The sequence below is a fragment of the Mycobacterium botniense genome, from assembly GCF_010723305.1.
Classification (GTDB): domain Bacteria; phylum Actinomycetota; class Actinomycetes; order Mycobacteriales; family Mycobacteriaceae; genus Mycobacterium; species Mycobacterium botniense.
This window is the reverse complement of record NZ_BLKW01000004.1, coordinates 918,652-945,341: the sequence shown is the minus strand read 5'-3', so window position 1 is coordinate 945,341 and position 26,690 is coordinate 918,652. Positions and strand designations below refer to the sequence as shown.

Sequence of the window (26,690 nt, the reverse complement as noted above, 5' to 3'; positions counted from 1 at the left end):
ACACCGTGAGCACACCGGCACCTACGATGGCCTCGTGACGGAAGCCGTGACGGGAGACGCCCTGGTCGGTGCGATGCTGGAGGGGCGCTACCGGGTTCTGGCTCCGATCGGCGCCGGCGGCACCTCGACGGTCTACCGTGGCCTGGACGTCCGTTTGGACCGCCCCGTCGCACTGAAAGTCTTGGACTCGCGCTACGCCGGCGACGATCAGTTCCTGACTCGCTTTCAGCTCGAGGCCCGCGCCGTCGCCCGGTTGAAGGATCCCGCCCTGGTCGCGGTCTACGACCAGGGCCTGGACGCCCGGCACCCGTTTTTGGTGATGGAGCTGATCGAGGGCGGCACCCTGCGCGAGCTGCTGGTCGAACGTGGCCCGATGCCACCGCATGCGGTGGCCGCGGTGTTGCGGCCGGTGCTGCGCGGGCTGGCCACCGCCCACCGGGCGGGACTGGTCCATCGCGACGTCAAACCCGAGAACGTGCTGATCTCCGACGACGGCGAGGTGAAGATTGCCGACTTCGGCCTCGTCCGGGCTGTCGCCGCAGCGGGAATCACCTCGGCCAGCGTCATTCTCGGCACCGCGGCCTATTTGTCACCTGAGCAGGTTCGCGACGGGAACGCCACTCCCCGCAGCGATGTGTACGCAGCCGGCATTCTCGTCTACGAGCTGTTGACCGGCCAGACACCGTTCCGCGGCGACTCGGCATTGTCGATCGCCTACCAACGTCTTGATGCCGACGTACCAGCGCCCAGCAGCACAATCGACGGCGTGCCCGGGCAATTCGATGAATTAGTGGCCCGCGCGACAGCCCGGGATCCCGGTGAGCGATACGCCGACGCGATCGCGATGGGTGCTGAACTGGACGCGATCGCCGCCGAGTTGGCGCTGCCGGCGTTTCGGGTACCCGCGCCGCGGGACTCCGCCCAGCATCGTTCGGCCGCGCTCTATGACAGCGGCTTGGATGGGCACCAGACCACTGACCGCGAGCCGCGGCAGGCCGCCCCTACCCCAAGACGTCATCCCACTCGCCGGCTCACCCGGGTGCCCGGGGCTTGGCCGGAGGAGCCCCATACACCGTACGAGCACGAATACCGCTTCTTGTCAGGCACGTTCGCCGGTATCGAGATGAGTGAATTCGTTGCGGCGCGGCAGCACGCCCAACGGATGGTGCTGATTTGGGTGGCGGTCGTGCTCGCAGTCACCGGCCTGGTCGCCGCCGCGGCGTGGACGATCGGCAGCAATCTGAGCGCGCTGCTGTAACCTCTCGCGAGAACCCCTCGCGAGCGTGCATGCAATGCCACCGATTGCGGCGTGTCGGTGTGCAAACACGCACGCTCGCAGCGGATGTCAGTCACGCAGCATTTCAGCGACCAGGAACGCCAACTCGAGCGACTGCTGGGTGTTCAGCCGGGGATCGCACGCGGTCTCGTACCGGCCAGCCAGGTCGGAGTCTGAAATATCTTGAGCACCACCAAGACATTCGGTGACATCCTCCCCGGTGATCTCGACATGAATACCGCCCGGGTGGGTCCCCAGCGCCCGGTGCACCTCGAAGAAGCCCTGCACTTCGTCGACAATACGGTCGAAATGCCTTGTCTTATAGCCTGTTGACGACTCGTGGGTGTTGCCGTGCATCGGATCACACTGCCAGATCACCTTATGCCCAGTGCCCTGGACCTTCTCGACGATCGGCGGTAGCAGATCACGCACCTTGTTGTTACCCAGCCGGCTTACCAGTGTCAGTCGCCCCGGTGTGTTGTGGGGATCAAGCCGCTCGACGTATTCCACCGCCAGCTCCGGGGTCATCGTCGGCCCCATCTTGACACCGATCGGGTTGGAGATCACCTCGGCAAACGCGATGTGGGCACCGTCGAGTTGACGGGTGCGCTCCCCTATCCACAAGTAGTGCGCGGACAGATCGTAGAGCTGGGGGTCCCCTTCTTCGTCGGACAGACGCAGCATCGCGCGCTCGTAGTCGAGCACCAAAGCCTCATGGCTAGCGTAGATTTCGGCGGTCTGCAGATTGCGGTCAGCCACCCCGCACGCGCTCATGAACCGCAGACCGCGGTCGATCTCGGTGGCCAGCGCTTCATAACGCGCGCCGGCGGGGCACGTCCGGACGAATTCCTGGTTCCAGTCGTGCACCAGGTGCAGCGACGCCAGCCCCGACGTCGTCAGCGCCCGAACGAGGTTCATTGCCGCGCTGGCGTTGGCGTAGGCGCGCACCAATCGTGACGGGTCGTGTTCGCGCGCAGCGGCATCCGGAGCGAAGCTGTTGATCATATCCCCGCGGTAGGAGCGCAAGCCCAACGCGTCGATGTCAGCCGATCGAGGTTTGGCGTACTGTCCCGCGATGCGGGCCACCTTCACCACCGGCATGCTGGCCCCGTAGGTCAACACCACCGCCATTTGCAGCAGAGTGCGGATATTGCCGCGGATGTGCGGCTCGGTGTTGTCCACGAAGGTCTCCGCGCAGTCGCCGCCCTGCAGCAGAAACGCCTCACCGTTGGCGACCTGGCCCAGCAGGCCGCGCAGCCGCACGATCTCGGAGGGCACCGTCACCGGCGGCACGCTTTCCAGGACCGTCCGCATCGCCCTGGCCTCCTCAGCGGACCAGCTGGGTTGCTGGGCGGCCGGTTTAGCTAACGCGGCGTCCAGCCGCACCCGCAGTTCCGGAGGCAGCGGCGGCAGCGCCGGCAGCTGGTCGATGGGGATGTCGACGGTCCAGTTCATCGGTCCATGGTAACCGGCGAGTTAGCTGATCAGCGCACGCGGTGCGGGTGGGCCTGCGGGTCATCGGGCGTGGTCGGCGGGAACCGTCCCCGCCCGGGCGTCAGCGATGATGAGACGGAAGCGGCGTAGCTGATCGCGGGCATCCACCAGCGCGTCGTGCACATCACGCGAGCGCGGCGGCATCCGCGGGCATCCACGGTCCTCCCATAGCTGACGCAATTCCCGCGTGAACCGGGGCATGGCCGCCGGCAGGTCGCTCATCGGTCCCCACAGTTGGCATAAGGCAACATGGTCGTAGGCTCCCACCCAGGCCCAAAGCTCGATCGGGTCGGCGCCGCCGACACCGAAGAACTGCTCGAGATCGGCGCGGATCTGGCTGCGCGAGCGCCACAGCTGCGAGGACGGCGGCGGCAGCTTGGGCAGCACATGGGTGCGGACCCAGGGACTCGCCCGCTCGGGATCGAACTCGGTGGACACCGCGTAATACTCACGGCCGTCCTCGGCGACAACCCCGATCGAGATCAGCTCGATGGTGCGGCCGTCCTCGATGAATTCGGTGTCATAGAAGTACCGCACGCCGGCAGCCTAACCGGGTGAGGCGGTCATCGGCTCAGAGCAGCGCGGCCGGCCGCCAGCGCGCGCTGAGGTGCCTCCGGCGCCGGGGCGGCATGCACTTCCCGATCCAGCTCGGCGTCGACCGTGCGCTCGTCGGGGAGACGGGGGGTGCCGGCGACCGCGCATTGCAACCACAGTTTGGCGCGCACGATCGGTCGGCGTAACGTACGTTCCCGCTGTAAGGCGCGCCGCATCTTGTCCGGCTGTTTGGTGTAGCGCCAGCGCGCCCACGGGGCATGGGGGCGGGACAACCGGATCGCGCCGATGACCAGCAGCACAACGAAGAACATGCCGACCAGCCCGGTCCACACCTTGCCCTTGAGCAACACCACCACCGCCAGCGGTGGCGTCAGCACCAATCCGCAGATCACCGCGACCCGCAGCAGCGGCGAGTGGGTGGTGTCATGCCATAGGGAAATGAAAAACATCAGCGGATGCAAACCCAGCACGAGCAGTCCGCCGACGGCGGTAGCGGCAAAAACCGCATCCACCGAGGTGCGGCCGTCCTCTTCCCAGTACACGTCGGACAAATGCAAGATCAACGCGTATTCATCGAGAACCAGCGCTGCTCCGATGCCAAAAACCGTTGCGGCTACAGTGAATTCGGGTTCTTTTCCGTCGACGGACAGGGCGACCAGTGTCACACCGGAGACCATCACCAGCACCACCCCGATCACCACGTGGTGAATGTGCACCGACCCGATGTGGATATTGCGCGGCTGCCACCACTTGGGCGGCAGGCCCTGTTCCGCACGGCGCCGGATGAAGCGCACGAAGCTTCTGGTCACGAAGAAGGTCAGGATGAACGCGACCAGACAGCACAGCAACGGCAACCGCCCGCGGTCGATGATGTCATGCTGTAACCAGCTGAGCACGGTTAAAAACGTACGCCCACTTTCGCGCAGACCGGGTTCTGCTATCGCGATCGGCGAACACGGGAGCACCGATAGGCTGTCCTGCGACATGAGTGAATGGCAATCGCCCGACGTGGGCACACAACACGGGCGGATCGCCATTGGGCAGATGTTGCTGTGGTGCGTGCTCTGGCTGCTGGGCCTCGCGGCGCTGGGCTACACCGCCTGGGCGTTGCTTGGGCACACTCCTTATCGCATCGATGTCGATATCTACCGCATGGGCAGTCAGGCCTGGTTGGACGGCCGTCCGCTCTACACCGGCGGTGTGCTGTTTCATACCCCGATCGGATTGGATCTGCCGTTCACCTATCCTCCGCTGGCCGCTGTCGCATTCTGCCCGTTTGCGTGGCTGCGGATGCCTGCCGCCAGCGTGGCGATCACGCTTACCACGTTGGTGCTGCTGATCACCTCGACGGTGATCGTTTTGACCCGCCTGGAGGTGTGGAGCCGCTCGCAGCTGGCGCCCGGGCCTGCGTGGTTACGCCGATGCTGGGTGGCCGTGGCGGTCGTGGCGCCCGCGGCGATCTGGCTGGAGCCGATCAAATCAAACTTCGCGTTCGGCCAAATCAACGTGTTGCTGATGACCCTGGTGATCGCTGACTGCGTGCCCCGCCGTACCTACTGGCCGCGTGGTGTGCTGCTTGGTCTGGGGATCGCCCTGAAGCTGACACCGGCGGTGTTTCTGCTCTACTTCCTGCTGCGCCGCGATACCCGCACGGTGATGACGGTGGTCGCGTCCTTCGCGGCGGCGACTCTGTTGGGTTTCGTGCTGGCCTGGCGCGATTCATGGGAGTACTGGACCGACACCGTGCGTAAAACCGACCGGATCGGCGCGGCGACGTTGAACACCAATCAGAATGTGGCCGGCGCCTTGGCGCGGCTGGGGCTCGATGAGCGTGACCGATTGCTGTTGTGGCTGGCCGGGTGCCTGCTGGTTCTGGCACTGACCGCATGGGCGACGCGGCGGGTGCTGCGCGCCGGCGAACCGTTCCTGGCAGTGATCTGCGTTGCCCTGTTCGGGTTGGTGGTTTCTCCGGTGTCGTGGTCACACCACTGGGTGTGGATGCTGCCCGCCGTGATGGTGACCACGGCGTTGGCGTGGCGGCGACGCAATGCGGTGCTGGCCGCGGTGAGCGCTGCGGGAGTCGCGCTGATGGTGTGGACGCCGATCAACCTGCTGCCCAAACACCATGAGGCGACTGCGCCCTGGTGGCGTCAACTTGCGGGATCTTCCTACGTGTGGTGGGCGCTGGCGGTCATCGTTGCGGCGGGAGTCACCGTGGCAGCTCGTCCAGCGCGCCCGGTCGCGGCGGTGCGCGGTCCGGCGTCGATGACGGCCGTCGGCTGAGCCGAGCGCGCCGCACGGCTGTCCGGGAATCCCGCTACCGAACGCCGTGGTGCCGCGGCCGGCGGTGGGCCGCCCCGGGCTGTCAGCCGACTGCGGGTTGGGGAATCCGATCGGCGTCGCTGGCCGACTCCTCGCCGCCGCTGCCACCGTTTTTGATGCTGGCGGCGTAGATGTCGACATATTCCTGACCGGATAACCGCATCAGCTCATAGATCACCTCGTCGGTGACCGCCCGCTCGATGAATCGATTACCGGCCAGCCCTTCGAACCGGGAGAAGTCCATCGGTCTGCCGAACCGGACGGTCACCCGCCCGAACCGCCACATCTTGCTGCCCGGCGGGTTGACTTTCTCGGTGCCGATCATCGCCACCGGTATCACCGGAACCCCGGTGTGCAGTGCCAGCCGGGCCAGCCCGGTCTTGCCTTTGTACAGCCGGCCGTCGGGCGAGCGGGTGCCCTCGGGATACATGCCCAGCAACTTGCCCTGTTTGAGCAGCCGCTCTGCGGTCTGCAACGCCGCCTGCGCGGCGTCGGCATCGGAACGGTCGATCGGCACCTGCCCGGTGGTGCTGTAGAACCAGCGAATAAACCAGCCCTTCACGCCGGTACCGGTGAAGTACTCCCGCTTGGCGAGGAATGTGATCCGGCGCGGGACCACCAGCGGTAGATAAAAACTGTCCGCCACCGCCAAGTGGTTACTGGCCAGAATAGCTGGCCCCGAGCGCGGGACGTGTTCCAGCCCTTCGACTCTCGGGCGACCCAGTAAGGCCAGGATCGGGCCCATGAAGATGTACTTGAACAACCAGTACCACATGGACCCTCCCTCGTACCCGCGCTGGATGATGTTCTGCGCCAACTGTACCGGCCAGGTGTGGCTGCGACCACCTGGCAAGCGGCCCCAATCGCGTGACACGTCCGCCGGGCGTCGCCGGGCCGGCTACTCCTCGACGGTGACCGGGATGGGCTGGTACCTACTTTTCGTGGCGGCCTCGTCGACGGCGCTCCCGGCATCGGCCCCGCCGCCAGGCGGATGCCCGGGAGGGGGTGTCGACGCCCGTTCAATATCGGCGACGAGATCGCGAACGACCTCCAGCAGCGCGACGCTGTGCTCGGCGATGACGGTCAACAAAGGATGCTGGTCACCTGTCACCAACGCGGCCAGCGCACAAAGCGGGCACCACACCTGCTGGCATTTTCCGGTGGCGGCACCGCCGGCTGAGGCCCGCAGCGCCGCCGCGCGTACCGCCGGGTCAATCCCGTCCAGGATGGCCTGCGCAAGCTTCCGGAGCTCGGGGCCAACGGTGGGGTGAGCGCCGGTCACAATGGCCACACCTCCGGATCTGGTCGAAATCGCACGGTCAGCTCGTTTCCTCGAAGATGCGCGTCCAGCACCGTGCAGCGGCGCAGCACCGATGCCAACCGGACTCGGCGGCGCATCCCACCGACACCGATGATGAGGTCGTCACCGACCCGGCCCAAGGTCAATTCGCCGGGATCGAGTTGTGGCAACTCTAACCGCAACCGATACACCGATCCCAGTCCCGTTCCTGATTCCCGGTCGACGACCGGGCGCAACGGTCCCGGCGGGGCCGAGCCGGCACGGCGATGTGCGCTTTCCAGCAGTTGGCCCAATGCTTTCGGGCCGATCGGCTCGCCGACCAGGTGCGGGGTCAGCACCAGGGCCACGTCACCGATCGTGGCGTCGAGTTCGTCGAGCACGACGCGCTGCTCGCGGATGCGCCCGGCGTACCATTCGAACGCCGGATGATCGGGCAGATTGTGGTATTCGTACGAATCGTCTTGCACCAGAATCTGGTTGACGATTAGCTCGGTAACGCGCACACCCATCAGCGCCAACGAGTTCAGCGTTCGAATCGCCTCAGCCGCCACGACGCGTTCAGCGGTGAGCACCAGGTGAGCACTCACCAGCGTGTCATCGGTCAGCAGCGCGCCGAGCTTCTCCACACCGGCGGCGATCCGCTCGGCCAGCTCCGCCACCGCAGTCAAGCGGGCATCGTCAGCGGCCACGGCCAGCCGTCGATGCCGGGGCCAGGCGCGTTCGACATAGAGCCCGACGGTGGCCGGCAGCGTCAGCATCCGCAACGCATCGGCGGTGGACGCACAGTCGACCACGATGCGGTCCCAGCGCCCGGCTGCCGCCAGCTCGCCGACCTCATGCAGGCCCAGTAGTTCCTGGACTCCGGGCAAAGCGGAGAGTTCTTCGGGCGCAATGGTATCGAGCTCCGACTCGGGAAACCGCCGGCGGAAAGTGCCGACAGCCTCACACCACCGAGCTTCCAGCAGTGCCAAGGTGTCCAGCGCCAGCGCGTCGAGAAACCCGCCGCCGGCATCAGCGTCGTCGGCAAGCACCCGAACGGGGTCACGGTGACCCGTCGGCGGTACGGCGACCCCCAGCACGTCACCCAGTGAATGCGCCTGATCGGTGGACACCACCAGCACGCGCTGACCGGCGCGTGCGTCACGCACCGCTGCAGCACACGCCAGAGTGGACTTCCCTACCCCACCCTTGCCGACAAAAAGGCTGATGCGGGCAGGAGTGGGCGCTGCGGATTCACTCAGCCTCGACTCGTTTCTTCAGATCCTTCAACGCGGTGTCGATCAACCTGCGCTCCGCCTTGCGCTTCAGCAACCCGATCATCGGGATAGCCAAGTCGACGGTAAGCTCATAAGTGACATTTGTTCCAGAGCCTTTGGGCGCCAAGCGATATGCACCATCAAGCGATTTTAACAACGAACTGGAAACCAGTGACCAGCGCACAGAGCTGCGGTCTGCCGGCCAATCGTAGGACAGCACCATAGTGTCTTTGATGACGCTGGTGTCCAGCACCATCCGGGCTACCTTCGGATATCCCTCGTCGTCGGCCTCAAGGACTTCGGTCTCCTTATACTCTGAGACCCACTCGGGGTAGGAACCGATGTCGGCGATCACGTTCATGACTGTGCGTGGATCCGCGTCGATGTAGATCGTCTGCGCCGTCTTCTCCGCCACGTGGTTGCTTCCCTTCAGGCTCCCGCAAGAACGGTACCGTGCTGACGTCGGCGGGGTTAAGCCACCGGAGAGACCCCCACCGGGCGCGACCGTTCCAGCGTCTCTTTGACCTCGAAGGCCATTTTCTTGCCGGCAACCCGACGACGGTGGGTCATTCTGGCGAAATTCATCCGGGCCAGCTGCCAGGCCGCCACGCCCGACGGCTCGGCGTGGAGGAAATAGTGCAGCAACACCCCATCCAGTGACGGCTCCAGCCAGATTTCCATGGTGCCGTGCAGCGCCCCGGTCACCGCCCACCTGATACCTTTCTCGCCACGGTCTTCGACGACCCGCAACCGCAGATCAGGCCACCACCGTCGCCAGCTGACACGATCGGCGATCACCGCACTGACCCGCGCGCCGTCCGCCGCGATAAACGTCTCGTCGGCGATGTGAATACTGTGCACGGCCCCAGCTTCACATACCGCTCAGCGCAACTCACCCCGGACACCGGCATCGTGGCCGCACCCCTGCGGCTCGTGCGGTTTCACCGCAGCTGTCGGGTCCGCATCGTCGCCGGACTAGGCTGGGGCACAGCGAGCCGACACCCCGGAAACGTCCCGTCAAGCGAGGTCAAAACAGTGCGTGAATTCAGTGTCCCCGCCCCGTTTACCGTCGGCGAGCACGACAATCTCGTCGCATCGGTCTTCGGACATGAGCGCGACGACCCGCACTACGTGATTTTCCAGCGCCTGGTCGACGGCGTCTGGACCGATGTCACCTGCTCCGCGGCGGCCGCCCAGATTCGCTCAGCCGCATTGGGTTTGATCGCGCTCGGGGTGCGGCCCGGCGACCGGGTGGCGATCTTTTCGGCCACCCGGTACGAGTGGGCGATCCTCGACTTCGCGATCCTGTCCGTCGGGGCGGTCACCGTCCCGATCTACGAGACGTCGTCGGCCGAGCAGGTGCGCTGGGTGATGCACGACTCGGAGGCAGTGCTGCTCTTCGCCGAAACCGACGCGCATGCGATGCTGGTCGCCGAGCTCACCGCTGAGCTGCCCGCGCTGCGGCACGTGTTGGTGATCGATGGTTCCGGCCCGAACGCGCTCGACCAGCTCGCCGGGCACGGCGCCTCGGTCGAGCCGGCCGAGCTGACCGCACGGGTGGAGGCGCTGCGGTCAGCCGACCCGGCCACACTCATTTACACCTCGGGCACCACCGGGCGCCCCAAAGGCTGCCAGCTCACCCACTCCAACCTGGTGTACGAAGCCAAGGGAGCCAAGCAAGTGCTTCCGACGCTGCTGCGCGAAGGTGAGCGGCTGCTGGTCTTTTTGCCCCTGGCGCATGTGCTGGCCCGCGCACTCACGCTGGCCGCCTTTCACTACAAGGTCACCGTCGGATTCACCAGTGACATCAAGAATCTGGTGCCGATGTTCGCGGTGTTCAAGCCGACGATCGTGGTTTCGGTCCCACGGGTGTTCGAGAAGGTCTACAACACTGCCGCGCAGAACGCCGCCGACCAGGGCAAGGGCCGCATCTTCGCCATGGCCGCGCAGACCGCGATGGACTGGAGTCAGGCCTGCGACCGCGGGGGACCCGGGCTGCTGCTGCGCCTCAAACACGCCCTGTTCGACCGGCTGGTGTATCACAAGCTGCGCGCGGCGCTGGGCGGTGACTGCCGGGCCTCCGTCTCGGGCGGCGCACCGTTGGGCGCACGGCTGGGCCACTTTTACCGCGGTGTGGGACTGAGCGTGTACGAGGGCTACGGGCTGACCGAGACCAGTGCGGCGATCACTGTCAATCGGATCAACGATCTGAAAATCGGTACCGTCGGAAAACCGTTGCCCGGCAACAGTATCCGCATCGCCGATGACGGTGAGCTGCTGGTCCGTGGCGGTGTGGTGTTCAGCGGCTATTGGCATAACGAGCAGGCCACCGCCGAAGCCTTTACCGATGGCTGGTTTAAGACCGGTGACCTGGGCGCGGTAGACGACGACGGCTTTTTGACCATCACCGGCCGCAAAAAGGAGATCATCGTCACGGCCAACGGTAAGAACGTCGCTCCCGCGGTATTGGAGGACCAGCTGCGGGCGCACCCGCTGATCAGCCAGGCGATGGTCGTCGGCGATGCCAGACCGTTCGTCGGGGCTTTGATCACCATCGATCCCGAGGCACTCGAGGGCTGGAAGCAGCGCAACGGCAAGGCGGCCGACACGCCGGTCGGCGATCTAGTCAGCGACCCCGATCTGGTCGCCGAGGTGGATGCGGCAGTCAAGCAGGCGAATCTGGCGGTCTCGCACGCCGAGTCGATCCGTAAATTCCGGATCCTGCCGGTCGACTTCACCGAGGCCAGCGGCGAACTGACCCCGACGATGAAGGTCAAACGCAAGGTGGTGGCCGAAAAATTTGCCTCCGAAATCGAGGCAATCTACAGCAAGGCCTAGCGAGGTTCGGCCGAAGCTGGTCAGCGGCATTACCTATCACCTGGGCGAGCCGCTTTATTCGGCCACCGTAATTGACTGCCGTAACCGCGAGGTGATCGGGTACGCATCAAGAGTATGTTAAGACGGTCCCGGCCGAAGTCAGGAATTCGTTAAAGAGCTTTGCATCGGCGTCTCTGTGCCTCAAGATGACGGTATGCGAATGGTAACCGGCCACGCCTGGACGGAGCGTGGACCGACGTCCACGAGGCGCCGTCACGGCATGGGTCGATCGGACCGAAATACCCACGCGCGCTGACAAATACGGTTAACCTGGGTCGGCCTGGCGACGGACGTGGTCCCGCACCCCGGGACATGACTTGTCGTTAATGGGGGACGTCTTCTCGTCATGTCGTCGGCGGCGGCTTAAAAAGCTGCAGCCTTAATTTTCCCGGTGCCGTCGTCATGGCGCGATTACCGACTGGCGCGGGTCGACTTAACCCGTTGAAGATATCCAGTGCTGGTATATACGCGACCGCCGAAACAAATGTGTGGAATCGAATTGGTAAAGCTCATAGGAATAATGCTGACACACTTTGGAAGCGAGGGTGACTGATGTCATTTGTGACCGTACTCTCTGAAGAGATTGTCGCAGCCGCCGACAAATTGGCAGGGATCGGCTCGGCAGTGACAGCTCAGAACGCGGCCGCGGCCGCCTCGACTACCAATGTGCTTCCCGCAGCCGCCGACCAGGTATCGGTACGGCAGGCCGGGCTGTTTTCCGTCTACGGCCAGCTCTACCAGCACATCAGCGCCCAGGCGACGGCGATTCACCAGGCATTTGTGAACACCTTGGCCGCCAGCGCGGGTTCGTATGGCACCACCGAGATTGCCAACATGGCCACCGTCAATACATCCGGATCGGGCATCTCTGGGCTTCTTGGCGCGCTGTTCGGCGGCGCCGGATCGTCATCGAGTTCGTCGAGTCTCGCAGGGGTTCTTGGAAACACCGGGATTGCGGGCCTGTCGGGCAACCCGGCGAGCATGCTCAACGTCGGGGCCGGAAACTGGGCCTCGGCCATGTCGGACGTGATCGGCCTTGCCGGTGGCGGTCTTATCGATGCACCGGAGGAGGCCATCGCACAGGTGAGCGGGCCTGCGGGTCTGGACGCGGCGTTGCTGACCGGCTCGATGACCCCGGCGGGCTCCGCGGGCTTGGGTGCGGCGCCGGTGCTGGCACGCGTGGGTCAGGGCTGTGTGGTAGGCGGGTTGTCGGTGCCACCGAGCTGGGCTACCGACTGGGCTACAGACGTGGACCCGGCGGGGGGCACCGGCGCTTCGATGACGCTGGCGAACTGGACCACCACTGCCCCGGCGCCCGCGGCGACGCCAGCAATCCCGGCCGGGATACCGACCGCAGCCGCGGCGGGCAAAGCCGGCAGCTTCGGTGCGCCCCGCTACGGCGTCAAGCCCATCGTCATGCCCAAACCGGCGGTCGTCTAGCAACATCGGCAAGTCTCGGAGCCGGTTCACCACCAGCTGACACGACGCAGGAGCCACACCAATGGTTGTCGACTTCGGAGCATTGCCCCCCGAGGTGAACTCCGCCCTGATGTACACCGGTGCCGGGGCCGGACCGATGATGGCGGCCGCAAGGACCTGGAACAGTCTGGCCGCCGAGTTAAGTTCGGCAACGTTGTCCTACCACTCGGTGATTGCGACGCTGGCTGGTGACGAGTGGCGCGGACCGGCGTCGCAGGCGATGGCCGCGGCAGTCACACCCTACTTGCGCTGGATGGACACCACCGCCGCGGCTGCCGAGCACGCGGCCAACCAGGCCCTGGCCTCCGCGGCCGCCTACGAGGCAGCCTTCGCCATGACCGTGCCACCCGAAGTGGTCGCGGCTAATCGCGCACAACTGGCCGTCCTGGTCGCGACGAACTTGCTGGGGCACAACACTCCGGCGATCATGGCCACCGAGGCCCACTACACCGAAATGTGGGCCCGGGACGCTGCCGCCATGTACGGCTATGCTGCGTCCGCGCAGCTGGCCGGCAAGCTCCAGCCGTTGACCGCTCCTGCACAGACCGTCAATCCGTGCGGAATCGCGGCCCAAGCCGCCGCGGTCGGCGCCGCCGGAACCAGCGGTGCCCAAACCGAGCTGTCACAATTGATCTCGGGCCTGCGCACCGCCGTGGCGAGCCTCGCCTCCCCGCTGTCGAGCGCCGGCAAAGCCGCGGGGCTCGCCGAAAGTCTGCAGTCGGTCAACAGCTTCCTCGGCATCCCGTTTGTGTCAGACACCGTCAACGGGTCGGTGAACACCGCGGCCTGGTTTGTCGCGAACACCATCCCCACCGCGGTGGCACTGGGGCACACCGTAGGCGACATGACCCCGGCGGCCGCTGTGGCCGACGTCACGGCTCCGGCAGGATTGGCAGCAGACCCGGGACCGGTTCTGGCCGGCTCGGTGGCGTCTGCCGGTGCAGCGGGCGTGGCCGGGCCGGGCGGGATACCGGTGCTGGCGGGCCTGGGTTCGGCGTCATCGGTCGGCGGGTTGTCGGTGCCGGCCGGTTGGTCGGCGGCCACCCCGGCAGGTACTGGGGCTGCGACGTTGGGCGGGTCGGGCTGGACCGCCTCTGCAGATCAGGCCACATCGTGCGCGGCGGTGCCGGCCGGGATGCCGGCCGCCGCCGCAGGCGGACGCGGCGGATTCGGTTTCGGCGCCCCCCGCTATGGTTTCAAGCCCACGGTGATGCCCAAACAGGTTCTCGTCTAACCGAAAAAGGAATAACGGAGTCGATAGCGAGACTACAGAGACAAAGTCGTCGGCAAGCCGTCACGGCTGTGAACGCGGCGACACGTCGGCCGGACGGTGTCCGGACATAGGGCCGTTCGGGTCTGCGTGGGCGTTTTGCCGACTCCGGTCTTGGTCGACGACAGCCTGACCGCCGGGGGCAGTCGGGGACGGGCGAACACGGTGGTGGATGGGGCCACAGTTGAGGCCGACAACACAGCCGGCAGGGTAGCCGCTGAGCTCCGGAACGGCGACCGCGTCTGCGCTCGGGATTGTTTGGCTCGCCGCGACTGCGGGCACGATCCCGCTCAGCAGCAGTGCAGCGCCTGCGACCCACAATTTCCTTGGTCGCCCGCGTGACACAACGACCCCTTCTTGGCTCCTCGCGGGGCCGGACCAACCCCGGACTTCGATGAGTTCGCAAGCGAACAGTCGAATCTTAACGGGATATTTACATCCGGCCAAATGCCCGCGACACCGAACTGCGGGTGCAGGGATGTCGACCGAACCTACGGGAGCCCGGCTGGCCCGTTAGTGACTGCTCGACCGTCGAGCAGGTTGGCCAGGCGCGCGGCCAGCGTGTCCCAGCGCCAGTGAGCCGTCACCCAGCGCCGCCCGGCCGCGCCCATGGCCTCTCCCCGCGCACGATCCACCAGCAACTCACTGACCGCACCAGCGACCTGATCGACCGAGCGGCCGTCGACAACCAGACCAGTTTTGTTGTGCCACACGGTTTCCGGCGCTCCACCCGAGCAGCCAGCCACTACCGGGATCCCGGTGGCTGAGGCTTCCAGGAAGACGATTCCCAGTCCTTCCACGTCCAGCCCGGCGCCGCGGGTGCGGCACGGCATCGCGAACACATCAGCCATCGCGTAATGGGCCGGGAGCTCAGCGCCCGGTATGCCACCGGTGAAGGTCACATGCTCGGCCACCCCAACCCGCTGGGCCAGGCGGCGCAACCCCGCAAGGTACGGGCCGCCCCCGGTGATCACCAGTGCGGCGCCGTCAACCCGCCGGCGGATCAGCGGCAACGCGCGGATGAGCGTGTCCTGGCCTTTACGCGGCACCAGCCGCGACACGCAGACCACGGTGGGCCGTTGACCCAGCCGATACCGGGCCCGCATTTGGGCACGGGCCGCGGGGTCGGGCCGGAACCGGTCGGTGTCCACTCCCGGGGGCAGATACTCCAGGGCCGTGCGGGGCCCGAAGGCCGATGCGAACCGCGATCGCGTGTACCGGCTGACGAAGGTGACGACGTCGCAGCTCTCGCCGATGCGGCGCAGTACCGACCGGGCGACCGGAAGCATCGACCAGCCGACTTCATGACCGTGTGTGCTGGCCAGGACCCGGGTAACTCCCTGCTGGCGCGCCCGGTGGGCCAGCAGGGCCAATGGCGCCGCGGCTCCGAACCAGATGGTGTCGATCTCGTACTTGGCGATGAGCCGGCGCATCCGCGTGTCAACAGCCGGGCCCGGCATCATCAGTGTGCCCGGATGGCGCACCACCTGATAGCCGGCCGTCGCCGCCGAACGGTCGAAGGTGTCGGCACCCTTCCACTGCGGCGCATACACGGTCACCGCATGCGACTGAGCACTGACCATCCGGCTCACGAACTCTGCCAGATAAGACTGAATGCCGCCGGGGCGAGGCGGGAAGTCGTTGGTCACCAGCAGCACCCGGCTCACGTCGTCAGGCTAGCCCGGCGGTGTGGCACGCGGGGAACCAAGCGTGTTCGCGTCGTCAACTCAGCCACTGCCGCCAGCCGGCGATTAACCCGGCGGTGTCGGTCCCCAGGACGTGCTCGACGGCGGCGGGCAGGTCGCTGTGGCCTGGTCCGCATGCCGCTACATACAGTGCCCGCAATGTCCCGGCTCCATACCTATCGGCGATAAAACGGGCGAACCACCAGGCACGGTCGTAGCCGAGCACCCGCTGGGGCCCCGGGACATCCAGGTCGGGGTCTGACGGCAACGCCTCAGGCAACGGCACCGCGTCGGGTACCGCGGTCGCGGGCCGCGCGACGAAATCGGCGACGCCTTCGGTGAGCCACCGGGGTGCATCTGCCGCGGTGTCTGCCCGTGCCGCATAGTGAAAAAGCTCGTGCGTCAAAACTATTCGCAAGGCTGCGTCACTCATCCCGACCGCGCCGGGCGCGAATACGATGCGTTGACCCGACGCTGACCGTTGTTCCGGATCCACCCGGTCGGCGACCGCCACCGCGGCGATGTCGGCCCACTGCGTCCGGCTGCCGCCGCCCGCCTGGGCGCGGAACTGCTGATCCGAGTCGGTGGTTATCACCGTGATCCGGTGCGGCCAATCGACTCCCCAGAAGGCCTCGACGTCATGAACCGCCGCGCCGAGATCGGCCGCGATGCGGGTGCGCAGACCGTCCGAGCCCGCCCCGGCGAAGGTCACCACTCTGCCGCCCACGCGGACCACGAGGGGTGCTGCGCGGGGTGTGGCGCCGGTGGTGAACGGTCTATGGGCGAGCGTCGGACTGGTCAGCGCGACCGAGCCGGCCACGAGCACACCAACGAGCACGCACGCCGCCACCGTCGATACGCATCGCCCGGCGGTGTGCGGCCGCGCAGCGCCGAGGCGGGCGGGCAGCGTGACCGTGCGAAGCCGGGCAACCCGGCCCGGCGCGGCGCCGGCACGGACCGCGCAGCGGCGCGACCGGTCTTCAGTAACGGCGGGCGTTGTAGATCGGACCGGACGCGGTCATCGGCACCACCCGCACCGGCTGACCATAGGTGGAGGAATGCACCATCAAGCCGTCCCCGATGTAGATGCCGGCATGAGATGCGTCGGAGTAGAACGTGAGCACGTCGCCGGGCTGCAGGTCTGACAGGGCGACCGGCTGCCCGCCGTGGGCCAGCGCCTGGCTGGAGTGCGGCAAGGCGATCCCCGCCTGCTGGAACGCCCACATCACCAAACCGGAGCAGTCGAATCCGCCAGGGCCGGCCCCACCCCATGCGTACGGCGCGCCGACCTGGCTCAGCGCCGCTTGAACCACGGTGGCGGCCCCCCCACCGCTGTCCGGGGCCGGCAGCGCGCCGGGTGCACCCGCACCCGGTGCCCCACCGGGTGGCGCCTCCCCGGGCGGCAACGCTGCAGGTCTCGGCGCCGCGGCGGTCAGCGTAGCGGGCACCGGTCCCGGATCGGCTAACGCGGTGCGCTGTTGCGGGGTCAATGCTTGATACTGCGACTTGACGATCGCGATCTGCAACTGCAGCCGGCTCTGCTTGGCCTGCAGATTTGCCCGCACCGTGGCCGCCTGTTCGGCTGCTGTCCGGGCATCGGCTGCCGACTTGGCGGATGCCTGTTCGGCCTTCGCCGCTTGTTCACCGGCTGCCCGGTAACTGGCCATCTTCTCGGCCATCTGGGCCGACAGCACTCGTTGCACGGCCAGCTTGCCGATCAGTTGCTGGGGTGACTGGGCCGTGAGAATAGCGTGCATGCCGTCGGTGCGTCCGCCTATATACAGCGCGGCAGCAAATCTGTTGACGGCAGCCTGGAATGTTGCCAACTGTTCCCTGGCCGCAGCTAACGCGGCCTGGTCGTCGGCGTGCTTTTTATCCGCGGCCCGCTGCAGGGCCAGCTTCTCGTTCAGGTCGAGCTCGGCGCTGTGCATCGCCTCGGTAGTCTGCTCAGCCTGCCGGGACAGTTCGTTGAGTTTTGCCAACGCCTCATCGGCTGGATCGGCCAGCACACGGGTGGCGGTCATCGCCGACAGGAATGTCAGCCCAGCTAGTGCACCAGCAGCAAATCGCTTGCCGAAGCCCGCAGTCCAGTGCCCACGGCTCTTCCCCAACCCCAAGACGATGCGTCCTTCAACCCGTCGACGAGACAATCGATCTGCTTTAGGTCTCAGACAGGTTACGAAACGGTATAGCCTTTGGCCAACAGCGGAACATTAAGAAATCGGCAAGATTTCACGAGGCGGGGCTCAGGCCGCGCCCGGGGGGTCGCGGCGCACCGGCACCAGACGCAGTCTCGGAGCCAGGCCCGCGTCGGCCAGCACCTCCAGCGCAGCACGCTCCTCGTCCAGCAAAGTCTCGGGGACTCCCAGCAGGACACTGATGACGCAGTCGTGACATCGCACGCCACGAACCGCGCAGTCGTCACAATCCACACGCACCGATCCGCTCACCGGGGCCGCGCTCTCATCCCGGGCACGGTCACCCACGTTGCGGGCTCTCTCGATTTGTGCCATCTGCCTGGTCCTCTCGGTATCTGAGTCGGGCTACCGGCACGCTAGCCGCTGGCACCGACAGGGGGCGTGCGGTTGTGCGAGTGATCGGCACCACCGCGGTGCCGCGTGGGAACCGGACGGTGTCGGCGCGGGGGCCTAACGTCGCGGTCATGCGCATGATCGACGCGCAGCAGTTGAGCTTCGCCGATATAGACCCGGGGGCGGGCTTGTGTCCGGCCCGGGGCAGCGCCGACACCGTGGCCGACAGTGCGTCCCCGGATGAGCTGACGCTGAGCGAGACCACGTTCGTCGTAGTCGACCTGGAAACCACCGGCGCGCGGATCACCGGCACCGCCGACGCACCCCCCGACGCCATCACCGAAATCGGGGCGGTCAAGGTGCGCGGTGGCGTGGTGCTCGGTGAGTTCACCACCCTGGTCGACCCGCAGCGCAGCATCCCGCCGCAGATCGTCCGGCTGACCGGCATCACCACCGCGATGGTGTGCGATGCCCCGACCATCGACTCGGTGCTGCCGATGTTCTTCGAGTTCGCCCGGGGCGCGGTGCTGGTGGCCCACAACGCCAGGTTCGATATCGGGTTCCTGCGGGCCGCAGCCGATCGGTGCGGTCTGTCCTGGCCCCATCCGCCGGTGCTGTGCACGGTGCGGCTGGCCCGCCGGGTACTCGACCGCGAGGAGGCTCCCAGCGTGCAATTGGCCGCCTTGACGCGGCTGTTCGCCCTTGCCGCCGAGCCCACCCACCGCGCCCTGGATGACGCCCGCGCCACCGTCGAGGTGCTGCACGCCCTCATCGAACGGGTGGGTAACTGCGGTGTCCACACCTATGCGGACCTGCGTTCCTACCTGCCGGATGTGACCCCGGCCCAGCGCCGCAAGCGGGTGCTCGCCGAACATCTCCCCCATCGACCGGGGGTCTACCTCTTCCGCGGACCCTCCGATGAGGTGCTGTACATCGGAACTGCGAAAGACCTGCGGCGCAGGGTACGTCAGTACTTCACCGGCGCGGACGCGCGCAAACGGATCAAGGAGATGGTCACGCTGGCCAGCCGCGTCGACCACGTCGAATGCGCCCACGCGCTGGAAGCCGGTGTGCGCGAACTGCGAATGCTGGCTGCGCATGCTCCGCCCTACAACCGCCGCTCGCGGTTCCCGCATCGCTGGTGGTGGGTGGTGCTGACCGACGAACCCTTTCCGCGCCTGTCCGTCACGCGTCGCCCGGCGCACGACCGCGTGGTGGGACCGTTTCGCTGCCGCGCCGACGCCGCCGAAACCGCGGCCCTGCTGGCGCAGTTCACCGGGCTGCGCACCTGTACCCGGCGGTTGGCGCTATCGGCGCTGCACGGGCCGGCCTGCCGGCAGGGTGAGGTGTCGGGCTGCCCCGCCGCCCGCGACGTGACTGCCGACCAGTACGCGCCGGCCGCGCAGCGCGCCGCCGACTTGATTGCGGGCGTCGACAACACCGTTCTGGCGGCAGCGGTTCAGCAGATCACCGCGCTCGCCGAACGGCACCGCTACGAAAACGCTGCCCGGCTGCGTGATCGCACGGCGGCCGCGATCGAGGCGCTCTGGCGCGCCCAGCGTCTGCGCGCATTGGCTGGCGTGCCCGAGCTGGTGGCCGCCGCCCCCGACGGTGACGGTGGCTGGCAACTCGCCGTCATCCGCCACGGTCAACTCGCCGCCGCCGGCACCGCCCGCCGCGGTGTGCCGCCCATGCCGGTGGTCGACGCGATCCGCGCCGGCGCCCAGGCGATCCTGCCGCAGCCCCGCCCGCTCGGCGGCGCACTGGTCGAGGAGACCGCGCTCATCGCCCACTGGCTGACCGGCCCGGGGGTGCGCATCGTCGCAACCCGCTGCGAGGACGCCGCGGGGTGGGCTTCGCCGCTGCGGTCGGCCGGGCCGTGGGCGGCGTGGGCGGCGTCGGCCCGGTCGGCCCGCGCGGCTGCCGAGCAACTTCTCACCAAGGGCGAGTCAGATCGTCTGACTGAACCGCACCCAACGCGCGAGCAGCTGTTCGGCCGCGCCGGTGTCGATCGCCGCGGCCGCCCGGGCCAGCCCGTCCTCCCACGCTGGAAGCCACTCGGCGCGGCTGGATAGCCCGGCATGGGCGACAAGGGCCCCTGCGGCGTTGAGCACAACAGCGTCACGGACGGGTCCCTTCGCGCCGGCCAGCACCGAACGTGCTTCTGCCGCGTTGGTTTCGGCGTCTCCGCCAAGCAAGTCGTCAAGCTCGGCCCGGGCGAAACCGAATCCGGCGGGATCGAAGGTCAGCCTGTCCACGGTGCCGGCCTGCACCCGCCAGATCGTGCTTGTCGTGGTGGTGGTCAACTCGTCGAGTCCGTCGTCGCCGTGCACCACCAAAACGCTCGAACGCCGGGCCGCGAACACCCCCGCCATCACCTCGGCCAGATCGGCGAACGCGCAGCCGACCAGCCCGGCCCGCGGTTGGGCCGGGTTCGTCAGTGGGCCAAGGAGATTGAAGACCGTCGGCACCCCCACTTCGCGCCGCACCGCCGATGCGTGCGCATAGGAGGGGTGAAATCGCGGGGCGAAGCAGAACCCGATCCCGACTTCGGCGACGCTACGGGCCACCTGATCGGGCCCCAGGTCGATGCGCACCCCGAGGGCCTCGAGGGTGTCAGCTCCCCCGGAAAGCGAGGAAACCGCCCGGTTGCCGTGTTTGATCACCGGCACACCCGCCGCTGCCGTCACGATCGCCGCCATCGTGGACACATTGACGGTGTTGACGCCGTCGCCGCCGGTACCGACCACGTCGACGGTGTCGGTGCCGGCCAGGCCCGGTAACTGCTGCGCATGGCTGAGCATGACATCGGCCAGTTCGGTGACCTCGGCTGCGGTCGGCCCCTTCATCGTCATCGCCACCCCGAAGGCCGCGATCTGCGCCGGCGTCGCACGACCGGTCATGATCTGCTCCATTGCCCAGGCGGCCTGACCGCGGGGGAGGTGCTGAAACATCGTCAGTCGTGCCAGTATCTGCGGCCACGAGCTGGCCGCCGGCGGCTCCGACGGGACCGGTGCAACTGGCCTGTGAGGTGACCCAGCCACCCGCTGATGGTCGCACGGGGTCCCCTCACGGCCCAAGCACCGCCGGCGCCGCTGCGCTGCGATTGCCGTCGCTATTGCCGCCCCCGGGTAGAGGTCGACAACTACAAAGCGTCATACTTGCGGTGTGACGAGCGGTGTGGGGACTTCAGGCACGGCGATCACCTCGCGTGTGCATTCGCTGAACCGGCCCAACATGGTCAGTGTCGGCACCATCGTGTGGCTTTCCAGCGAGCTCATGTTCTTTGCCGGGCTGTTCGCGATGTATTTCACGGCGCGCGCGCAGGCCGGGGGCAACTGGCCGCCACCGCCCACTCACCTGAACCTGTACCAGGCGGTTCCGGTCACCTTGGTGTTGATCGCCTCGTCCTTCACCTGCCAGATGGGCGTGTTCGCCGCCGAACGCGGGGACGTGTTCGGGCTGCGCCGCTGGTATGTGGTGACCTTTTTGATGGGCCTGTTTTTCGTGCTCGGCCAGGCCTACGAGTACTACCACCTCAGCACCCACGGCACCACCATCCCGTCCAGCGCCTACGGCAGTGTGTTCTACCTGGCGACCGGCTTCCACGGGCTGCACGTCATCGGCGGACTGGTTGCGTTCATCGTCTTGCTGGCGCGCACGGCGATGAGCAAGTTCACACCCGCGCAGGCGACCGCCGGGATCGTCGTCTCCTACTACTGGCATTTCGTCGACATCGTGTGGATCGCACTGTTCACCACGATCTATTTCATCCGATGAGCAAGCCCCTCAACAGGCGTGGCGCGGACAGGAGTGCTCGGTTGAAGATCCGATGGTTCACCAGCGATCGGTCGCGGCGGCGCCTTCGCCGCCGCGCCTCAGCAGGTTTGCTGCTACTGGCCGCGCTGACACTGGCCGGCGGACTGGCCGCGGTGCTGACCCCTCGGCCGCAGGTGGCGGTCGCCGACGAATCCTCATCGGCGCTGCTCCGCACCGGCAAGCAGCTATTCGACACCTCGTGCGTGTCCTGTCACGGCGCCAACTTGCAGGGTGTGCCTGACCGCGGTCCCAGCCTGATCGGTGTCGGCGAGGCCGCCGTGTACTTTCAGGTGTCCACCGGCCGCATGCCGGCCAGGCGGGGTGAAGCGCAGGCGGAACGCCAAGAGCGGCCGGTTTTCGACCAGGCGCAGATCGACGCGTTGGGCGCCTACGTGCAGGCCAACGGTGGCGGCCCCACCGTGCTCCGCAATCCCGACGGCAGCATCGCCCAGCAGTCGCTGCGCGGTAAGGATCTGGGACGCGGCGGGGACTTGTTCCGGCTCAACTGCTCCTCCTGCCACAATTTCACCGGCAAGGGCGGAGCGTTATCGTCCGGTAAGTGGGCGCCCGATCTGGGGTCGGCCAATGAACAGCAGATTCTGACCGCGATGCTGACCGGACCGCAGAACATGCCGAAGTTCGCCGACCGTCAGCTTTCCTTCGAGGCGAAAAAAGACATTATCGCCTATGTGAAGAGCGTGACCGAGGAACGCAGCGAGGGCGGTTACGGCCTCGGCGGCTTCGGCCCCGCACCAGAGGGCATGGCGATCTGGATTATCGGGATGGTCGCGGTCATCGGGCTGGCACTGTGGATTGGAGCGCGGTCGTGAGCGACACCAAGTATCCGGTCGGCAGCGACGCCGCGGCCGAGGCTGCGGCCCAACCCGATGAGGCCGCCTTGAACACGATGTCACGCGAGGAACTGGTCGCTTTGGGCGGCCGGCTTGACGGTGTGCAAACCGTGTATAAGGAGCCGCGCTGGCCGGTCCCTGAGACCAGGGCCGAGAAGCGCGCCGAGCGTCGGGTGGCGCTGTGGCTCTCGGCCGGCGGGATTTTCGGGCTGGCGTTGCTGCTGGTGTTCCTGTTCTGGCCGTGGCAGTACAAACCACGCGAGGCCAGCGGCAGCCTGCTGTATTCGCTCACCACCCCGCTCTATGGTTTGACCTTCGGCCTTTCCGTGCTGTCGATCGCAGTGGGCGCGGTGCTATTCCAGAAAAAGTTCATCCCCGAAGAGATTTCGATTCAGGAACGGCATGACGGGGGTGGCGCTGGGTCCCCTGAGATCCACCGCAAGACGGTAGTCGCGAACCTGACCGACGCTTTCGAGGGCTCCACAATCGGGCGGCGCAAGCTCATCGGGCTGTCGTTGGGTCTCGGCCTGGGCAGCTTCGGCCTGGGCACCCTGGTGGCGCTCATCGGCGGCATCATCAAAAATCCGTGGAAGCCCGTCGTTCCCACCGCCAAAGGTAAAGAGGCTGTGCTGTGGACCTCGGGCTGGACTCCCCGCTATCCGGGCGAAACCATCTATCTCGCGCGTGCCACCGGCCAGCACGCCGGCCCGCCGTTCACCAAGATGCGCCCGGAAGATATCGACGCGGGCGGCATGGAAACGGTGTTTCCGTGGCGGGAATCTGATGGCGACGGCACCACCGCGGAATCACGGGAAAGGCTGCAAGAAATCCTGATGGGTGTCCGCAACCCGGTGATGCTCATCCGCATCAAGCCCGAAGACATGCCGCGCGTCGTCAAACGCAAAGGCCAGGAAAGCTTCAACTTCGGCCAACTCTTCGCGTTTACCAAGGTCTGCTCCCATTTGGGTTGCCCGTCATCGCTTTACGAGCAGCAGTCCTACCGCATCCTGTGCCCGTGTCACCAGTCGCAGTTCGATGCGTTGCACTACGCCAAGCCGATTTTCGGCCCGGCCGCGCGCGCGTTGGCGCAGCTGCCCATCACCATCGACACCGACGGCTACCTGGTCGCCAACGGCGACTTCATCGAGCCAGTCGGACCGGCATTTTGGGAGCGCACCTCATGAGTCCAGCACTCGGCGCGATCCTGGCCCGTCAAGCCCAGGACGTCGACATTCGCTATCACCCGGCGGCCGCGGTGCGTCGCCAGCTCAACAAGGTTTTCCCCACCCACTGGTCGTTTTTGCTCGGTGAGATCGCGCTGTACAGCTTCATCGTGCTGTTGATCACCGGGGTGTACCTGACGCTGTATTTCGACCCGTCCATGAACGAGGTGACCTACCACGGCGTCTACCAGCCGTTGCGCGGGGTGACGATGTCGAAGGCCTACGCGTCGGCGCTCGACATTTCCTTCGAGGTGCGCGGCGGCCTGTTCGTCCGCCAAGTCCACCACTGGGCCGCGCTGATGTTCGCCGCCGCGATCATGGTGCACCTAGCCCGGGTCTTCTTCACGGGGGCGTTTCGCCGGCCCCGCGAAACCAACTGGATCATCGGGTCGTTGCTGCTGATCCTGGCCATGTTCGAGGGCTATTTCGGGTACTCACTGCCCGACGACCTGTTGTCGGGGATCGGGCTGCGCGCGGCGCTGTCGTCGATCACCCTGGGAATCCCGGTGATCGGGACCTGGCTGCACTGGGCGTTGTTCGGGGGCGACTTTCCCTGCGGCGGTGTGGGATACGATTGCAACACGGCGGGCTACATCGTGCCCCGCATGTACTCATTGCACATCTTGTTGCTGCCGGCGATCATCTTGGCACTCATCGGGATCCATCTGGCGTTGGTGTGGTTCCAGAAACACACCCAGTTCCCCGGCCCGGGCCGCACCGAAAGCAACGTGGTCGGCGTGCGGGTGATGCCGATATTTGCCGTGAAATCGGGGGCGTTCTTCGCGATGATCGTCGGCGTCCTCGGCCTGATGGGCGGGTTGCTGCAAATCAATCCGATCTGGAATCTTGGTCCCTACAAGCCGTCTCAGGTTTCCGCCGGTTCGCAGCCGGATTTCTACATGATGTGGACGGAGGGCCTGGCCCGCATCTGGCCGGCGTGGGAGTTCTATTTCTGGCATCACACCATCCCCGCGCCGGTTTGGGTTGCGGTGATCATGGGCCTGGTGTTCGTGCTGCTGACTATCTACCCGTTCCTGGAGAAACGATTCAGCGGCGACTATGCGCATCACAACCTGCTGCAGCGCCCGCGTGATGTGCCGGTGCGCACATCGATCGGCGCTATGGCGATCGCGTTCTACATGGTGCTGACGCTGAGTGCGATGAATGACATCATCGCGCTCAAGTTCCACATCTCGCTCAACGCGACCACCTGGATCGGCCGGATCGGGATGGTGGTGGTGCCGCCGATCGTCTACTTCGTCACCTACCGCTGGTGTATCGGGTTACAGCGCAGCGACCGCGCAGTGCTCGAGCACGGCATCGAAACCGGAATTATCAAGCGGTTGCCCCATGGCGCCTATGTTGAGCTGCACCAGCCGCTCGGACCGGTCGATGAGCACGGCCACCCGATACCGCTGGAGTATCAGGGCGCGCCGGTACCCAAACGTATGAATAAGCTCGGATTGGCCGGCTCCCCTGGCAGCGGCAGTTTCCTGTCCGCTGATCCGGCGTCAGAAGATGCGGCACTGCGTGAGGCGGCGCGCACCGCCGAGCACCGGGCGCTCACCGCATTGCGCGAGCACCAAGAAAGTATCAACGGGTCCAGTGACGGCGAGCACTAACGCGGGCGGCCGCCCGGCCCGGCGGCACCACAGCACCGGTTCTGGTCAGCTGAGGGGCGGTCGGGCGACCGATACGATCACGGGCCCATCAGAGCGGTCGCGGCAAAGCTCAGCTGCGGATCACGACCGGCAAAGTATTCGCGCAGCGCGGTGGTGAGGTCGGCGAGCTCCCAGGCCGGCGCGTCGGCACTGAACTGATGCTCGGCGGTGGGCGCGGACAACAGTGTCACGCGCGGACCGTAAACGATGAACACCTGACCGTTGACCGCCTCGGACGCTGGGGACGCCAGAAACTGGACCAGGGTGACCACGTGCTCGGGTGACAGCGGGTCGATCTGACCCTCGCTGAGCGGGGGCGCAGCGCCGAAGATTTCGGCGGTCAGCCCGGTGCGCGCCCGCGGACAGATCACGTTGGCGCGGACCCCATAACGGCCCAGCGCCCGCGCAGCCGAGAGGGTTAGCGCCGTGATGCCCGCCTTCGCCGCAGCGTAGTTGGCCTGGCCTGCCGGTCCTACTAGAAATGCCTCCGACGAGGTGTTGATGATCCGCCCGTACACCGATCCGCCGGCTTCCCTGCCCTGCTTGGCTTTGTGACGCCAGTAGGTAGCCGCGTTGCGGGTCAGCAGGAAATGGCCCCGCAAATGCACCGCGATCACCGCGTCCCACTCCTCGTCGGACATGTTAAACAGCATCCGGTCGCGAAGAATCCCGGCGTTGTTCACCACGATGGCCAATCCGCCCAGCCGGTCGGCGCAGCTGATGAGTTCGTCAGCGGTGACACGCTCGCTGACATCACCGGCCACCGCGACGGCCGCCGCCCCCGCCGCAGCGATTTCGTCGATGACATCCGAGGCATCCAACGCGGGGGCGAGGTCGTTGACGACAACGGTGGCCCCCGCGCGGGCCAAACCGATCGCCTCGGCGCGGCCCAATCCCGCTGCCGCGCCCGTCACCACCGCAACCTTTCCGGACAGGTCGGTCGCGTTAACGCTGCCAGTCACGTGATGAACACCTCCAGTCCGGGGCTGTGCGGGCGCTGGGGGTGGTGGTCGCTGCCCAATGCCCACGCGTATCACGTGGCCGTCACGCCGGCCGCGGCCCGCCAGCACCCGCACCGTATCCTCCGTGAA

General features: G+C 66.6%; 23 protein-coding genes and 1 pseudogene. 10 read left to right on the top strand and 14 right to left on the bottom strand.

Features of this window, described 5'->3' with window-relative positions:
• The first annotated feature begins 34 nt into the window (after window positions 1-34).
• Window positions 35-1,258: a protein kinase domain-containing protein gene (locus tag G6N08_RS14420; RefSeq protein ID WP_163758363.1), complete on the top strand. Its 1,224-nt coding sequence runs from the start codon at window positions 35-37 to the stop codon at window positions 1,256-1,258.
• Window positions 1,259-1,345: 87 nt separating this feature from the next.
• Here G6N08_RS14420 and G6N08_RS14415 read toward each other — a convergent pair whose 3' ends face one another.
• The 3 genes from G6N08_RS14415 to G6N08_RS14405 are packed head-to-tail and all read right to left on the bottom strand — an operon-like array spanning window position 1,346 to window position 4,311.
• Entirely contained in the window at window positions 1,346-2,731 is a 1,386-nt protein-coding gene (locus G6N08_RS14415; protein ID WP_163758361.1) for a class II 3-deoxy-7-phosphoheptulonate synthase, read from the bottom strand.
• 60 nt (window positions 2,732-2,791) lie between these two features.
• Window positions 2,792-3,307: a polyadenylate-specific 3'-exoribonuclease AS gene (locus G6N08_RS14410; RefSeq protein WP_163758359.1), complete on the bottom strand. Its 516-nt coding sequence runs from the start codon at window positions 3,305-3,307 to the stop codon at window positions 2,792-2,794.
• A 26-nt stretch (window positions 3,308-3,333) separates the two neighbouring features.
• A complete protein-coding gene (locus G6N08_RS14405; protein WP_371869031.1) occupies window positions 3,334-4,311 on the bottom strand; it encodes a hypothetical protein in 978 nt (325 codons plus the stop codon).
• On the opposite strand from G6N08_RS14405, the gene G6N08_RS14400 reads away from it, so the two are divergent.
• Window positions 4,310-5,608, top strand: a complete 1,299-nt coding sequence (locus G6N08_RS14400; protein WP_163758357.1) for a glycosyltransferase 87 family protein — start codon at window positions 4,310-4,312, stop codon at window positions 5,606-5,608. The genes G6N08_RS14405 and G6N08_RS14400 overlap by 2 nt on opposite strands.
• 82 nt (window positions 5,609-5,690) lie before the next feature.
• Here G6N08_RS14400 and G6N08_RS14395 read toward each other — a convergent pair whose 3' ends face one another.
• The 5 genes from G6N08_RS14395 to G6N08_RS14375 form a co-directional block, all read right to left on the bottom strand.
• Window positions 5,691-6,422: a lysophospholipid acyltransferase family protein gene (locus G6N08_RS14395; RefSeq protein WP_163758355.1), complete on the bottom strand. Its 732-nt coding sequence runs from the start codon at window positions 6,420-6,422 to the stop codon at window positions 5,691-5,693.
• 123 nt (window positions 6,423-6,545) lie between these two features.
• The gene (locus tag G6N08_RS14390; protein ID WP_163758353.1) at window positions 6,546-6,929 is read right to left on the bottom strand and encodes a hypothetical protein; all 384 of its coding nucleotides are present in this window, start codon (window positions 6,927-6,929) and stop codon (window positions 6,546-6,548) included.
• Complete coding sequence (locus tag G6N08_RS14385) at window positions 6,926-8,188, bottom strand: ArsA family ATPase (RefSeq protein WP_163760648.1); 1,263 nt, start codon at window positions 8,186-8,188, stop codon at window positions 6,926-6,928. Before G6N08_RS14385 ends, G6N08_RS14390 begins: the two co-directional genes overlap by 4 nt.
• Complete coding sequence (locus G6N08_RS14380) at window positions 8,181-8,618, bottom strand: SRPBCC family protein (RefSeq protein WP_163758351.1); 438 nt, start codon at window positions 8,616-8,618, stop codon at window positions 8,181-8,183. Before G6N08_RS14380 ends, G6N08_RS14385 begins: the two co-directional genes overlap by 8 nt.
• 56 nt (window positions 8,619-8,674) lie before the next feature.
• A complete protein-coding gene (locus G6N08_RS14375) occupies window positions 8,675-9,064 on the bottom strand; it encodes a polyketide cyclase / dehydrase and lipid transport (protein WP_163758349.1) in 390 nt (129 codons plus the stop codon).
• Window positions 9,065-9,238: 174 nt separating this feature from the next.
• Between G6N08_RS14375 and G6N08_RS14370 the strand changes: the two genes are divergently transcribed.
• The 3 genes from G6N08_RS14370 to G6N08_RS14360 all read left to right on the top strand — a co-directional run bounded on the left by G6N08_RS14370 (window position 9,239) and on the right by G6N08_RS14360 (window position 13,793).
• Window positions 9,239-11,041, top strand: a complete 1,803-nt coding sequence (locus G6N08_RS14370) for an AMP-dependent synthetase/ligase (protein ID WP_163758347.1) — start codon at window positions 9,239-9,241, stop codon at window positions 11,039-11,041.
• A gap of 591 nt (window positions 11,042-11,632) precedes the next feature.
• Window positions 11,633-12,520, top strand: coding sequence for a PE family protein (locus G6N08_RS14365; RefSeq protein WP_163758345.1), 888 nt, complete (start codon window positions 11,633-11,635; stop codon window positions 12,518-12,520).
• Between the two features lie 61 nt (window positions 12,521-12,581).
• The gene (locus G6N08_RS14360; RefSeq protein ID WP_163758342.1) at window positions 12,582-13,793 is read left to right on the top strand and encodes a PPE family protein; all 1,212 of its coding nucleotides are present in this window, start codon (window positions 12,582-12,584) and stop codon (window positions 13,791-13,793) included.
• 527 nt (window positions 13,794-14,320) lie between these two features.
• On the opposite strand, the gene G6N08_RS14355 is transcribed toward G6N08_RS14360, so the two are convergent.
• From G6N08_RS14355 to G6N08_RS14340, 4 genes are all read right to left on the bottom strand, one after another.
• Window positions 14,321-15,496: a glycosyltransferase family 4 protein gene (locus tag G6N08_RS14355; protein ID WP_163758340.1), complete on the bottom strand. Its 1,176-nt coding sequence runs from the start codon at window positions 15,494-15,496 to the stop codon at window positions 14,321-14,323.
• Window positions 15,497-15,551: 55 nt separating this feature from the next.
• Window positions 15,552-16,364 carry a hypothetical protein gene (locus tag G6N08_RS14350; RefSeq protein ID WP_170301284.1) on the bottom strand — a complete coding sequence of 271 codons (813 nt, stop codon included), beginning with the start codon at window positions 16,362-16,364 and terminating at the stop codon, window positions 15,552-15,554.
• A gap of 130 nt (window positions 16,365-16,494) precedes the next feature.
• Window positions 16,495-17,625 carry a peptidoglycan hydrolase RipC gene (ripC, locus tag G6N08_RS14345; RefSeq protein ID WP_218033381.1) on the bottom strand — a complete coding sequence of 377 codons (1,131 nt, stop codon included), beginning with the start codon at window positions 17,623-17,625 and terminating at the stop codon, window positions 16,495-16,497.
• A gap of 135 nt (window positions 17,626-17,760) precedes the next feature.
• Window positions 17,761-18,027, bottom strand: coding sequence for a hypothetical protein (locus tag G6N08_RS14340; RefSeq protein WP_163758338.1), 267 nt, complete (start codon window positions 18,025-18,027; stop codon window positions 17,761-17,763).
• A 149-nt stretch (window positions 18,028-18,176) separates the two neighbouring features.
• On the opposite strand from G6N08_RS14340, the pseudogene G6N08_RS14335 reads away from it, so the two are divergent.
• A pseudogene (locus G6N08_RS14335) lies at window positions 18,177-20,057 on the top strand (DEDD exonuclease domain-containing protein); the annotation flags it as partial.
• Here the strand turns inward: G6N08_RS14335 and trpD are convergent.
• On the bottom strand, window positions 19,995-21,089 hold the full coding sequence (trpD, locus tag G6N08_RS20800; RefSeq protein WP_281352756.1) for an anthranilate phosphoribosyltransferase: 1,095 nt from the start codon (window positions 21,087-21,089) through the stop codon (window positions 19,995-19,997). The pseudogene G6N08_RS14335 and the gene trpD sit on opposite strands and share 63 nt — an antisense overlap.
• Window positions 21,090-21,213: 124 nt before the next feature.
• Here trpD and ctaE point away from each other — a divergent pair, with 124 nt between their 5' ends.
• From ctaE to qcrB, 4 genes are read left to right on the top strand one after another with little or no spacing between them, the layout of a single operon-like run.
• Complete coding sequence (gene ctaE, locus G6N08_RS14325; RefSeq protein ID WP_163758332.1) at window positions 21,214-21,825, top strand: aa3-type cytochrome oxidase subunit III; 612 nt, start codon at window positions 21,214-21,216, stop codon at window positions 21,823-21,825.
• Window positions 21,822-22,694, top strand: a complete 873-nt coding sequence (gene qcrC, locus G6N08_RS14320) for a cytochrome bc1 complex diheme cytochrome c subunit (protein ID WP_163758330.1) — start codon at window positions 21,822-21,824, stop codon at window positions 22,692-22,694. The genes ctaE and qcrC overlap by 4 nt, the downstream gene beginning before the upstream one ends.
• Complete coding sequence (gene qcrA / locus G6N08_RS14315) at window positions 22,691-23,899, top strand: cytochrome bc1 complex Rieske iron-sulfur subunit (RefSeq protein WP_246216765.1); 1,209 nt, start codon at window positions 22,691-22,693, stop codon at window positions 23,897-23,899. The genes qcrC and qcrA overlap by 4 nt, the downstream gene beginning before the upstream one ends.
• Complete coding sequence (gene qcrB, locus G6N08_RS14310) at window positions 23,896-25,560, top strand: cytochrome bc1 complex cytochrome b subunit (protein ID WP_163758328.1); 1,665 nt, start codon at window positions 23,896-23,898, stop codon at window positions 25,558-25,560. Before qcrA ends, qcrB begins: the two co-directional genes overlap by 4 nt.
• Window positions 25,561-25,637: 77 nt before the next feature.
• Here qcrB and G6N08_RS14305 read toward each other — a convergent pair whose 3' ends face one another.
• On the bottom strand, window positions 25,638-26,561 hold the full coding sequence (locus G6N08_RS14305; RefSeq protein WP_163758325.1) for a 3-oxoacyl-ACP reductase: 924 nt from the start codon (window positions 26,559-26,561) through the stop codon (window positions 25,638-25,640).
• Window positions 26,562-26,690: the final 129 nt, after the last annotated feature.

What these genes read in the sequence shown, in the direction of transcription:
- G6N08_RS14415 (WP_163758361.1), bottom strand. Translation starts at nt 2,731, where the DNA reads ATGAACTGGACCGTCGACATCCCCATCGACCAGCTGCCGGCGCTGCCG.
- G6N08_RS14400 (WP_163758357.1), top strand. Translation starts at nt 4,310, where the DNA reads ATGAGTGAATGGCAATCGCCCGACGTGGGCACACAACACGGGCGGATC.
- G6N08_RS14405 (WP_371869031.1), bottom strand. Translation starts at nt 4,311, where the DNA reads ATGTCGCAGGACAGCCTATCGGTGCTCCCGTGTTCGCCGATCGCGATA.
- G6N08_RS14395 (WP_163758355.1), bottom strand. Translation starts at nt 6,422, where the DNA reads ATGTGGTACTGGTTGTTCAAGTACATCTTCATGGGCCCGATCCTGGCC.
- G6N08_RS14365 (WP_163758345.1), top strand. Translation starts at nt 11,633, where the DNA reads ATGTCATTTGTGACCGTACTCTCTGAAGAGATTGTCGCAGCCGCCGAC.
- G6N08_RS14360 (WP_163758342.1), top strand. Translation starts at nt 12,582, where the DNA reads ATGGTTGTCGACTTCGGAGCATTGCCCCCCGAGGTGAACTCCGCCCTG.
- G6N08_RS14340 (WP_163758338.1), bottom strand. Translation starts at nt 18,027, where the DNA reads ATGGCACAAATCGAGAGAGCCCGCAACGTGGGTGACCGTGCCCGGGAT.
- qcrC (WP_163758330.1), top strand. Translation starts at nt 21,822, where the DNA reads ATGAGCAAGCCCCTCAACAGGCGTGGCGCGGACAGGAGTGCTCGGTTG.
- qcrB (WP_163758328.1), top strand. Translation starts at nt 23,896, where the DNA reads ATGAGTCCAGCACTCGGCGCGATCCTGGCCCGTCAAGCCCAGGACGTC.